The sequence below is a fragment of the Pseudonocardia sp. P-1 genome (assembly GCF_058111925.1).
In genome coordinates this window covers 159,667-170,806 of the sequence record NZ_JBYJZH010000002.1, presented here as the reverse complement: position 1 = coordinate 170,806, position 11,140 = coordinate 159,667, and the positions used below count along the sequence as shown (strand labels likewise).

The following is an 11,140-nucleotide window of genomic DNA, read 5'->3' as shown; positions in this document are numbered from 1 at the left end:
GCCCCGCAGGCGGCCCGGCGAGAAGCCAGGACCTCCGCACAAGAGCGCGGGGGCTCCCCCAGGGGGGTGTCTCAGAACCCGCGGCAGTCTGCCCGGACGATACCTCCCGACACGGTGGAACGGCGGCGGTTGCCGCGCGGTCAGCGAGACCGCGGTGAAACCGCCGCATCACCGAGCAACTCGGCGTACCGCTCCATCAGCGACGGCGGCGACGGCTCGGGCTCGGATGCCCGCCGCTCCAGCTCCGCGCGCAGAAACACCTCCTGCTCCGCCGCAACACGCAGGCTCTCCTCGTCGGCCACAACCCGCACACCCTGGACCTCCCACGGCCCGGGACACACACCACGGACAGCCGAAGGACTGATGTGCTCGTGCCACGGCGGATCCACGATCTCGTCCAGCTTGGCGCTCGGCCGAGGACGACCCCATGTCACGCCGAACTCGCGCTCCGCGAGCTCTCGCACGTCCCGGGTGTGGAACCCGTCAGCAAGGCCGAACACACCCCGCTGGATCTTCGGCACATAGACAGGGAACCGCTCCCCTGTGGCCAGCACGCACGCTGTAGACCCTATGTAGACGTGACAGTGCCACCGCGTCGCGTCGATCCCCGGCACCGCAGCCTCCACCACGGCCGCCAACTCCAGACGCGCCGGGCGACCGACATCCGGTCTCGCGGGATCAGCCGCGTAGCCACACGCCTCCTGCACACGGCGCAGAACCTGGTCCTGCACCAGCTGGGTGTAGGCCGTCCCCCACGCCGCGACGTCCTCGTCCAAGCCGGCTCTGGCCATGCCGTCGAGCATCGCCGAGAGCGAGAGAGGAATGCGGAACTGCACCTCATGTGAGTCAGCTGGCGGCGACGCATGGGCGTCACCGACATCGAGGAGCGGTGCCGGTGCGACATGGGTATCGCCAAAACGACCACGAATCATCCTGGCCTCCTACCCCGCCCCTGGTCCCGATGTCGCTGCAAGTGCAGGTGGGGCCCTCCCTTAGCCTAAGGGAAGTTCTTCGGTCAGAGTTCTGCACCAGCCAGTTGGTTGGGCTTTTAGCCGGAAAGGCTCGATAGTCACTAAAGTGACAGGCTATCGCAAATAGCCTGGTCCAGGTGGTGGGTCGAGCGGTTGCGCCAAGATCCAGCGAGGCTTGCAGCTGAGCGGGGTGTGCAGCTGGCGCCGCCAGCGGGCGGGGGAAGTGCAGAGCATGAGACCTACGGTCAGCGCGCTAAGAGCACGGCGGGGAGTCGTTGCAACAGTGGTAGGGCTGGCAGTAAATAGTCATCAGGGATGGAGGTCCTTTCACCTGACCGATGCCGGACCTCGGTCAGGTCTGCACCGCTGTCGAAGCGGGAGGGTCGGGCTGCAGCATCTAGCTCGCCCTCGAAGCCGTCGCCGCTCCAGGAATCTCGGCTCGGGGCGAAGTCGCGACCGTGCAGGATGGGGTAAACGCCGTTTACAGGCCTCGGGCTGCGAAGCCGACACTGACTCGATCAGCTGTCGGCGCTGGTCTGGGGGCGGTCGTCCTTGTCCCTGCGCCCACCATTGCAGAGACGGGATCTTAGTTCCGATCGACATGGCTTGATCAGTTCGGTCTCGATCAGCTTGATCGTGGACTCAGCCACGGCGTTGTCGTAGGCGTCGCCGACCGACCCGACCGAGGGTGCCGCTCCAGCCGCGGCGCGGCGTTCGGTGTAGGCGATGGACCGGTGTTGAGACCCGGCGTCGGAGTGGGCGATGATCCCAGGCAGGTCGTCGTGGCTGTCCTGTGCGCGGATCCATACCGCTTGCTCGAGTGCGTCGAGCACAAGCTCGGTGCGCGTCGAGGTGCCTGCGCGCCAGCCTAGGATCCGTCGCGAGTACGCGTCGATGACGAACGCGACGTAGACCATCCCGGACCAGGGTGGGGACGTAGGTGAAGTCAGCGATCGGCAACCGGTCGGGCGCTGCCGGTCGCACGGGCGCCCGACTAAGAGGTCATTGCAGAAGTCCGGGAGCGGGTACCGGGCGCTCCCAGGGGCGGTGGGAGCATCGCGGGCATGGCGAGGCCTCGGGTGACGACGAAGACGAAGATCTTCCGGATCGAGATCGTGCTGGTCGATGTCGAACCGACCGTGCGGCGGGTGGTCGAGGTCCCGGGTGAGGCCAGTCTCGCGGTCCTGCACGAGGTCGTGCAGGACGCGATGGGCTGGACCAACTCCCACCTGCACGAGTTCGAGATCGACGCTGTGCGCTATGGGATGCCTGATCCGGACTGGGACTCCGGCACGCTCGACGAGGCCAAGACGAAGCTGTTCCGGGTGCTGGCCGCCGGGCAGGACGCGGGCTATGTCTACGACTTCGGCGACAACTGGCACCACGTCCTGACCGTCGACGCAGTCACCACTCCAGAGCCTGGGGTGCGCTACCCGCGCTGTGTCGAGGGGCAGGGTGCATGTCCACCCGAGGACGTGGGCGGGGTGTTCGGCTACCCGGAGTTCGTCGACGCGCTCGCCGATCCCGATCATGCTGAGCACGCCGAGCGGGTCGAGTGGTGGGGCTCGGACCAGTTCGATCCGCACCATTTCGACCTCGCCGGCACCGACCGAGCGCTGGAGCGGTTGGCCTGGTCGCCGCTGGCCGGGTCGAGCGCGACGGCGCGGTCCTGATCCACCGCGAGGGGTCGTTCAGGGCAGACGGCGCAAGCAGATCAACGCGCACGCCAGCTTCAGCAAGGCCTCGATGCTGGTGCGGGAGCGTTCGTAGCGCAGCCCGAGCCGCCGGAACGACAGCAGCCAGGCCATCGTGCGCTCCACGACCCACCGGACCCGGCCGAGCCGGGCCGAGTCTTCGACTCCGCGGCGAGCGATCCGCACCCCGATCCCGCGCCCGGAGAGGTAGCGCCGACACCGTGGGTAGTCGTAGCCCTTGTCGGCGTGCAGCTTGCCGGGACGCCGCCGCGGGCGTCCGGCCTGGCCGCACCGTTCGCGGACGCCGGGATTGGTGTCGAGCAGCTCGGCCAGCATCCGGCTGTCGTGGGTGTTCGCGCCGGACACGACCGCGTGCAGCGGCAGGCCGTTGCGGTCGCAGAGCACGTGGTACTTCGACCCGGCCTTCCCACGGTCGGTCGGCGAGGGCCCTGTCTGTTCGCCGCGGCGCTTGGCGCGCACGCTGACCGAGTCCACCGCAGCTCGCGACCAGTCCAGAACCCCAGCCTGGCCGAGCCGATCAAGGACCACTCGGTGCAGCTCACCCCAGACCCCCGCCCGCTGCCAGTCGCGTAGCCGTCGCCAGCAGGTGGTCCCTGATCCACAGCCCAACTCGGGCGGCAGGTCGTTCCAGCCGATCCCCGTGGCCAGCACGAACACGATCCCCGCCAGCGCGGCCCGGTCCGGTACCGGTGGCCGGCCCGTCCGCGCGCCTCGCCGACGTGGCCGAGGCCGGGGAAGCAGCGGCTCAACCAGCTCCCACAGCTCGTCGGTGACCAGTCGTTCGACCGTCGATGCCCTTGCCATCGACCCCGAGCATCACCCGACCAGATCCATCTACATAGGACCGACACACCCCGACTTCTGCAACGACCTCTAAGTCCGCCGCCCGGGGCCCGGGCACTGGCGATCGTGGTCCGGATCCGGCGGTCGCGGCGCACCCCGACTAGCCCGGCTTCGCGCACCAGCCGCTCGACCGTGCAGCGAGCGATCTCGGCTCCCTCGCGGTATAGCTGAGCCCACACCCTCCGCTCCCGATAGACGCCCTAGTTCTCGGCGTGCACCCGCCGGATCTGGGCGGTCAGCCCCCCGGTCGCGCTGCTGTTGGCGAGTCGGCGCTGCGGCCCGGGCGGCGTAGTAAGTCGGCGGGAGGATCGCCGCACCCACCTCGGCGAGCTGGGCACAGGTCGACCCACCGCCGGCCCGCGGTGGTGTGGGCGACGTGCTGGTCGATGAACCTCACCAGCGCCTCTGTGCCCGGTAGATCCCGGCCGCGAAGAAAGGCCGACGCCGTCCCCAGGATCTCGTTGGCCCGTCTAAGTTCGGTGTTCTCCCGCCGCAGGCGCTTGAGCTCCTCGGACTCCTCGGTCGTGGGTTCCGGCCGGTCATCGGTGTCGAGCTCGGCTTGGACCTATTTGCGGACCGTCCCACCGAGCCGACCCCCAAGTACTCCGCGACCGCGCGCATCGCCGGCCATTGCGAGTCGTAGTCACCCGCGATCTCGGCGACCATGCGCACCGCCCGCCCGCTCCCGCAACTTCGGTGGGTAGTGCCCCTGGGAACGACGACGTGTCCTGGCTCCATCTCCTCAGAAGATCAAGTCTCCGGCCATGCCGGGGCGGTTCACTGGTGGGGCTTGACAGGGCCGTGGTCGCCCTATCGCGGACCTGCACAACGTTGGTGCGAGCTGTCGGCACCAACCGATCGCGTGTGTGCCGACACCCGCGGCGGTGGATCATCAGAGGATCGAATGGGCAGCGAAAGGCCTGGGTGTAAACGTCGTTTACACCCAGACCATGTGCAGGTGCCGCTGCACTTCGGAGCCAGAGGATCTGGCTCGTCCTACGCCGTCACTCCGCAGGACTGGCGTCAGGCGCGGTGGTGGACTCGAGGAGCAGACGGACGAGCTCGGCCCGTTCGGTCTCGGTGAACACTTCCCGGATCGACGCAGCGGCGCGAGCCGGGCTCGACACCGCGATGCTGCGGCGCGTGCGCTTCGGCAACTCGGAGTTACCCAGGGCGCCTCCCGCCGGCCGCCGCCGATACGGGGGGCCGGCTGCGGCGATGGCTTCCTGCTCCGATATCGGCAGAGTGCCGAACTGGCGGGCCTGCTCGAGCTTGAGCGTCCCGGTCTCGAGTGCATCCCGCAGCGGAGGAATCAGGTCGAGCAGGGCCATCCGTTGGCTGACATACATCGGAGTGCGTCCGATCCGTGTCGACAAAGCCCGCCGGCTGATGTTCGCCTCTTCGAGGAGGCGCTTCATCGCCTCTGCCTCATGGAGTGGACCAAGGGCCTTGCGGTGGCTGTTCTCCACCAGCATGACCTCGTACATCGAGGCGACCCGGTCGTCGTTGACCAGAGCCGGGATCTGTTGCAGCCCAGCCACCCCAGCGGCGCGAAGCCGGCGATTGCCGATCAGCGCTACCCAACGGGCGCTGCCCACAGCGGCCTGCTGCTCGGGGTACCGATCGACGAAAGCAGCAGCCGAGCAGACGACGATGGGCTGCAAGACCCCGTGATTGCCAATCGTCGCGACGAGCTCGTAGAACTCGGCATCCTCTTCGTCCGCGGCAGCGCGTTGGTTGAGCGGGTTGGACACGATGTCCCCGACCGGGAGCATCGACGTGGCCGGACCGGGATCCGCTTCCACGACAGGTTGGGGGGCGGTCGGCGGCGGTGGCGCCGGGGCGGCTGATGCTTCGACTGGCGTGCGGGCCGAGTAGTCCTCGGGCACCTCTTCCCGTGCGAGCTCCGCCAGGTTGACGCGCTTACCCACGGCTCAGCCCTCACCAGGGGTGTAAACGTCGTTTACACCGCTCGCGTGTCGCGGCCCTTCACCACCAGTGCCGAGGACCTCCAGGGCGAGTTTGAAGAAGTCCTGACGCGCTTCGAGGGCCACGCGGTTCTTGGCGTACTGGACCACGGTGACGCCCTCGGCTGAGGCACGTGTGTGGAGTTTGTAGTGTCGGATGACCGTGTTGAACACGGGCCACTTCTTCGCGGCCACATAGTCGCGGGTCTGGTCGAGGTCGCCCGTCCCGTCGCGGGGATCCCAGTTGTTGAGCAGCACGCGCCACGGGACCCCCGCGGGCTCGATGACCCGCTGGATGGAGCGCGTCGCCGGCGAGAACGACATTGGTTCGGGCTCCAGCGGGACGATGACATCATCGGCCTGTGTCAGGACGGTCTGTAGAATCGACTCGTCTTCCAGGCTCCCCGGGGTGTCGACGAAGATGTGTGAGTACTGCTTGATCTCCCGCAACTTGCCGAGCAACTGCGGATTGTCGTGGCACTGCTCGAAGTCGAACGGCAGGTCGTCCCCGACCCGCTGGGCCCACTCCAGCATCGAGGCCTGTGGGTCAGTGGAAACACCCAGAACCGGCGACGACTCTGCGGTCCCGCCCAGGGTGTCCGCGACGACCGCGGCCAAGTTGACCGTGACGGTCGTCTTCCCGACGCCGCCCTTCTGATTTGCAACCACATGTACGCGAGCCATGGAGTAATCCCTCCGTCTGCTTCCCACCTGGCAGGTGGTACTTCGGATCCCCTCCATCGTGGCAGACCCTGCCCACGCCTTTGTGCAGGTGGGGCGTCCTCCGCGCGCCGCTGGAAACATCGAACATACATTCGACGAACATATGTACGATTGATCTCGTCAGGGTGATCGAGCCGCACTCCACCCTGTCAGCCCCCGATACCAGTCGAGCGCGCCTATGCGGGGTGAATCGACTGGTAGCCGCGAGCATCGATCGGAATGCTGGACCTGTCCCGCAGGATGGCTGTGTCGGTGGCGATATCCGAATAGTCGGATCGATCCGTGACGTCGACGGCGTCGGCGACGTCCCAGGCGCCAGCCCGTCGTCGATATCGGCCTGCTTGCACCAGCCCCGCAGCGTATCGGGCAGGATCCCCAGCTGCGGCCCGATCCGCTTGCAGGCGGCGTTGACCGACAGGCCGGGCTCCTGCTGTCGTGCTTCCCGGACCATGCGCTTGGCCCGCTCACGCATCTCGTCGTTGAACTTCCTCGGTGCCGGCACGAAGACCACCTTCCCGTGGCTTCAGAACCTCCACCAGACCCGGGGCGCTTCAGGTTCGCCCCAGGTCGTCGGATTCGCGCTTGACCTTAATCCTGCAGCTCTCGGTCCGCCTTCCGGAGACGGCCTCAATCCGGTTCCACCCCGTCGTCAACGTCCTTACTGGCCTCGGACCGACCCGCGCCGGTCAGCGTCTCCGGTAGGCCACCACGTCCATCGCTGCGGTGACCCCGATCAGATCGGGCAGTCTCGACAGCGCATCCTCGCTGTCTGTGTCGGCGGCGAGGTGGTGGGCGTTGGGACCCATCCATGCCAGCGTGCTCGCCTCGTCACGGTGCAGAGCGAGCCGCCACTGCACCACCTGGCGGGCCACGGGGACGAACCCAGTGAAAGCGGCGCGGTGCCGAGCGGCCTTGCGAGGGTCGACCCCGACCCCACCGAGGCGGGCACGGAGCTCGAGCAGATGCTCGCGGCGGGCGGAAGCGACGAGCAGGATCCCATCGCCGGCGAGGATGCGATCGACCTCGCCGGGGTTGCGGGGGCCGAACACGCTGAGGACGACCTCAGCAGAGCCGGTGGCGATCGGCAACGGGGCCCAGACGTCGGCGGCGATCGCAGCCGCACGGGGATGGGCACGCGCAGCGCGGCGCAGCGCCGCGGTTGACACATCCACTGAGCCTTTGCCAACCTGACGGACGGGCAGGTCAGAGCGTGTGCGGCGTGGCGTGACCTCGAAGGGGTGAAGCTCCTGGTAGACGAGCGGTTGCTGAGACCAATCCGTCCGACCAGGAGCTTCAAGGTGCTGTCCTACCCGTCCGGGATGACCGTGTCCACCCACACGCTGAAGATGGTCAGCACGCTGCTGCGTCGTCACCGCCGCGAACGCGCGACCCGCTGGCGCAGGCTCACCCCGGGCCGTCAAGCCCTGCTGGTCGTGGCGCACCTGCGCACCGGTGACACCTACGCCCAGCTGGCCTGCGGATTCAAGGTCGGGACCTCCACGGTGTACCGCTACCTGCGCGAGGCCATCGACCTGCTCGCTGCGATGGCCCCGACCCTGGAGCAAGCGATGCAGGTCGCGGCGCGCAAAGCGTTCGTGATCATCGACGGGACCCTGCTGCGCATCGACCGGGTCGGCATGGCGAGCGGCTATGACCGGGGGTTCTACTCGGGCAAGCACAAATGCCACGGGCTGAACGTGCAGGTCATCGCTGACCCGGTCGGCCGGTTGGTGTGGATCTCCCCGCCGCTGCCCGGGGCCCGTCACGACATGGGCGCAGCCCGCGAGCACGGCATCATCGACGCGCTCACCGAGTACGCGATCCCGGCCGCCGGCGACACCGCCTACCAGGGTGCCGGGCCTACGGTCGCGGTCCCGCAGCGCCGTCGGCGCCTCGACCCCGACACCGGTCGTTACCGACCCTTGTCGGTGAACCAGAAGGCGGTCAACGCCGCGCACGCCCGCCGTCGCGGGCCGGGCGAGCGGGTCAACGCCGAGCTGAAGACCTGGAAGGTCCTGCGCAAGATCCGCTCCAGCCCGAACCAGGCCGCAGCGCTCATCGCCGCAGTTCAGACCCTCATGATCGCCAACACTTGATCAGGTTGGCAAAGGCTCACTGTCATCCCGTGTGCGGCCGGGAGAGCGTCGAGCACTGGGGCGAGGTAGTGACCGGTGCCGCCGGCGAGGTCGACAACCAGCCTGGTCGTCGCGGGGGCGTATTCGGCGGTGAGAGCGGTGATGGTGGAGCGCAGCGGCCGGTAATGGTCGCCGGTCAGAAAGGCCTCGCGGGCGTCGACCATCGCTGCGGTGTCGCCGCGGTGGCGCCGGCGCCCGGGCAGCAGTGACAGATGCCCGGTCCGGGCGATGTCGAACGCATGCCCGGACGGGCACCGCATGGTGCGGCTAGCGCGGGTCAATGGGCTGGCGCAGTGCGGGCAGGTCAGCCACGTCGCGACCGTGTCGAGTGCGCGGCTGGCGTCATCTGAGGAGTAGCGGTGCTGGGTGGTGTCGGCGCAGCGGCCAGCCAGGGGTGGGGTGTCCACGATCGCGTTTTCCCTAACAGCGGGTGGGGACGCGGCGGTGTCACGTCTGGACGACGAGCCCAGGTCGGCACGGGTCAGAGGCCGCCGAACCCCTCAGAGACAGGGTCGGGCGGCGGGGTGCACCGCCGTCAGGCGGTGCGGGGACGCTGCGCGAGCGGAAGCCACATGACGCCGAACCTACTACCAGGCAGCGAGGCCGCGCACGGCCCGACGGCGATCGCGTTGCAGTCGTCTCAGCTGTCAGACTCAGACGATGGGACCAGCTCCACCCCACGATCCCGGCCACCCTCCGATCGACTTCCCGTTCTTCGGGGTCTCCCCGTGGACGGGCCCGACCTGGGTCGAGTTCTACGAAGGCGCGCTCGGCCACCCGATGACCACCCTCTGGCTCGGGCACCGAGTCGAGAACAGCCGCGCCCACATCTCCGTGGGCACGAACACCTACCGACCCGGCGGAATTGAACTGGGCGAGGAGCTCGCCTTCGGCAGCCTCTTCACGTTGTCCGAGCGCATGCGCCCAGACCGAACCGCCGTCGAGTTACCCGAGGGCTTCAACAAAGCCCAGATCGACCACATCTACGAGTCCTCCCAGAGGTGGCGGGAATGGCGCACCGTCCCGTGCGAGGTCGACGGACGGGATAAGGTCTTGTCCCACCGCCGCTACGCCTGGGGCTGGGCCGGTTTCATCTGCGACGTCGGGGTGGCCGGGGTCAAGCTCGTCGCCGTCGACGTCGAGCCGGACACCATCGCGTTGCGAACTGTCAGCACACCGCAGACATACGGCTTCGACCCCTCACAGCGGCTGTCCGTCTCCGATCTCCACGAACAAGCGGACCTGGCCGGGGACGCCCGTCTGCCACTGCCCTGGGCCGACACGGTCCATCCCGACCAACAGGCGCTGATCGACCACCACCGTCTCAGGTGATGAAGACGAGACCTGCTGCGGGGCGCTCGGAACTCGCGGTCGGCGCTGCGCGTGCAATCGGCGGGTACGCGGTCGTCGTCGACCGGTGCCACCCGTTCGCCGCCGCGATCTACACCGACGGAGCGGTCTGCGCGACGGCCTCGTGGGCTCATCTGCTGTCCCCGCCGAACGCGTTGCACCACCCGCGGCGCGGAGGCTCAGCCACCTAGGACCTGGTTGATGACCCGCCGTCGATGTAGGGCGGCGCGCGGGGCTATCCGCTGAACTGGGCGGGCTGTGGCCGCGTCGTCGGCGCGGCCTTCTCCGGCGCGGACGGTGCGGTGCTCGAGTCGCGGTCACGGTAGGCCTCGACGACCTCGGCAGGAATACGACCCCGCTCGGAGACGGAATATCCGTTCTCCCGCGCCCACACACGCACCGCATGGTTGTGGCGCCGAGCCTCGGTCGAGCCCGCCCCCGCGACAGCCTCGCGACGGCGTGCGCGCCGGCTGCCTCCTGCGGTTCGCGCGGCGGACACGAACGGGGCGAGTTTGTCCCGGAGCGTCGCGGCGTTGGCCGCATTGAGGTCAATCTCTGTCAACGGCCATGAAGATCTCCCCAACGGCGGCCAGGGTTGCTCCCCGCTGGCGGACACGGTTTGTCCCCACTGGTGGCCAGGGGTTCTCCCCGGTTGTTCAGGTGGGTAGCGGCTTCACCCCTTTCCCAGTGGTGGCCTGGGCGAGTCGGAACGACTCGCCTTCGGTGAGGCAGATGTGGGAGTGGTGCAGCAGCCGGTCGACCGTGGCGGTGGCCAGCGTCTTGGGCATCAGCTCGTCGAACCCGGAGGGGTGCAGGTTCGAGCTGACCGCCAGCGAGCGGTGCTCGTAGGCGGCATCGACCAGCCGATAGAACCCTTCGGCGGCGTCCTGGCCGATCGGGAGCATGCCGATGTCGTCGACGACGACCAGATCGACCCGGGTCAGCCGGGCGATGGCTTTGGTGATCGAGTCGTCGGCGCGGTGGCGCCGGACCAGGGCGCCGAGCTCGTCGATGGCGAACCAGGCCACGGTGCGGCCGCTGTCGATCGCGGCCTGCCCGAGTGCCTCGCAGAAGTGGCTCTTGCCGGTGCCCGACGGGCCGCAGACACATAGGTTCTCGTGCCGGTCGACCCATTCCAGAGTGCGCAGCGCCTGCTGCGAGGCCGCCGGGATCGAGGAGGCGTGGGCGTCCCAGGCCTCGAACGTCTTCCCGGCGGGGAAGCCTGCCTTCTTGCGGCGCAGCCGGATGGTGGCCTCGTCGCGGCCGGTGATCTCCTCGGCCAGCAACACGCGCAGCACTTCGGCGGGGTCCCAGCGTTGCGCCCGCGCGGTCGCGAGGACGTCGGGGGCGTGTTGGCGCAGGTAGGGCATCCGCAGCCGGCGGGCCAGGCGCAGCATCTCGTCCATGGTCTGCCCGGACGCCGGTGCCGGGCCTGG

General features: G+C 68.6%; 11 protein-coding genes and 2 pseudogenes. 3 read left to right on the top strand and 10 right to left on the bottom strand.

The genetic code is table 11. The features are described 5' to 3' along the window. Positions 1-140 precede the first annotated feature (140 nt). Positions 141-836, bottom strand: coding sequence for a hypothetical protein (locus AC0GKK_RS27515; protein WP_489884138.1), 696 nt, complete (start codon positions 834-836; stop codon positions 141-143). Positions 837-1,576: 740 nt separating this feature from the next. Continuing rightward, positions 1,577-1,943: pseudogene (locus AC0GKK_RS27510) on the bottom strand (DDE-type integrase/transposase/recombinase); the annotation flags it as partial. A gap of 107 nt (positions 1,944-2,050) precedes the next feature. Between AC0GKK_RS27510 and AC0GKK_RS27505 the strand changes: the two are divergent. Further along, positions 2,051-2,644, top strand: a complete 594-nt coding sequence (locus AC0GKK_RS27505) for a plasmid pRiA4b ORF-3 family protein (protein ID WP_337826784.1) — start codon at positions 2,051-2,053, stop codon at positions 2,642-2,644. Between the two features lie 18 nt (positions 2,645-2,662). On the opposite strand, the gene AC0GKK_RS27500 is transcribed toward AC0GKK_RS27505, so the two are convergent. The 5 genes and pseudogenes from AC0GKK_RS27500 to AC0GKK_RS27480 form a co-directional block, all read right to left on the bottom strand. Next, positions 2,663-3,490 (bottom strand): IS5 family transposase, encoded by an 828-nt coding sequence (locus AC0GKK_RS27500; protein WP_337826785.1) that lies wholly within the window; start codon positions 3,488-3,490, stop codon positions 2,663-2,665. Positions 3,491-3,618: 128 nt separating this feature from the next. Beyond that, positions 3,619-3,708, bottom strand: a pseudogene (locus AC0GKK_RS27495) (IS3 family transposase); the annotation flags it as partial. Positions 3,709-4,533: 825 nt separating this feature from the next. After that, complete coding sequence (locus AC0GKK_RS27490) at positions 4,534-5,460, bottom strand: ParB/RepB/Spo0J family partition protein (RefSeq protein ID WP_253068801.1); 927 nt, start codon at positions 5,458-5,460, stop codon at positions 4,534-4,536. Between the two features lie 3 nt (positions 5,461-5,463). Continuing rightward, on the bottom strand, positions 5,464-6,180 hold the full coding sequence (locus tag AC0GKK_RS27485) for a ParA family protein (RefSeq protein ID WP_253068802.1): 717 nt from the start codon (positions 6,178-6,180) through the stop codon (positions 5,464-5,466). Positions 6,181-6,905: 725 nt separating this feature from the next. Next, on the bottom strand, positions 6,906-7,385 hold the full coding sequence (locus tag AC0GKK_RS27480) for a class I SAM-dependent methyltransferase (protein ID WP_489884137.1): 480 nt from the start codon (positions 7,383-7,385) through the stop codon (positions 6,906-6,908). Between the two features lie 132 nt (positions 7,386-7,517). Between AC0GKK_RS27480 and AC0GKK_RS27475 the strand changes: the two genes are divergently transcribed. After that, positions 7,518-8,315, top strand: a complete 798-nt coding sequence (locus AC0GKK_RS27475) for a transposase family protein (protein ID WP_161152599.1) — start codon at positions 7,518-7,520, stop codon at positions 8,313-8,315. Here AC0GKK_RS27475 and AC0GKK_RS27470 read toward each other — a convergent pair. Further along, positions 8,288-8,761 (bottom strand): putative RNA methyltransferase, encoded by a 474-nt coding sequence (locus AC0GKK_RS27470; protein WP_489884136.1) that lies wholly within the window; start codon positions 8,759-8,761, stop codon positions 8,288-8,290. The genes AC0GKK_RS27475 and AC0GKK_RS27470 overlap by 28 nt on opposite strands. Before the next feature lie 253 nt (positions 8,762-9,014). On the opposite strand from AC0GKK_RS27470, the gene AC0GKK_RS27465 reads away from it, so the two are divergent. Next, a complete protein-coding gene (locus tag AC0GKK_RS27465; RefSeq protein ID WP_379674617.1) occupies positions 9,015-9,686 on the top strand; it encodes a hypothetical protein in 672 nt (223 codons plus the stop codon). A 253-nt stretch (positions 9,687-9,939) separates the two neighbouring features. On the opposite strand, the gene AC0GKK_RS27460 is transcribed toward AC0GKK_RS27465, so the two are convergent. Both AC0GKK_RS27460 and istB read right to left on the bottom strand, forming a co-directional pair. After that, positions 9,940-10,320, bottom strand: a complete 381-nt coding sequence (locus tag AC0GKK_RS27460) for a histone-like nucleoid-structuring protein Lsr2 (protein ID WP_489884135.1) — start codon at positions 10,318-10,320, stop codon at positions 9,940-9,942. A gap of 40 nt (positions 10,321-10,360) precedes the next feature. Further along, a complete protein-coding gene (gene istB / locus AC0GKK_RS27455; protein WP_489884171.1) occupies positions 10,361-11,110 on the bottom strand; it encodes an IS21-like element helper ATPase IstB in 750 nt (249 codons plus the stop codon). Positions 11,111-11,140 lie beyond the last annotated feature (30 nt).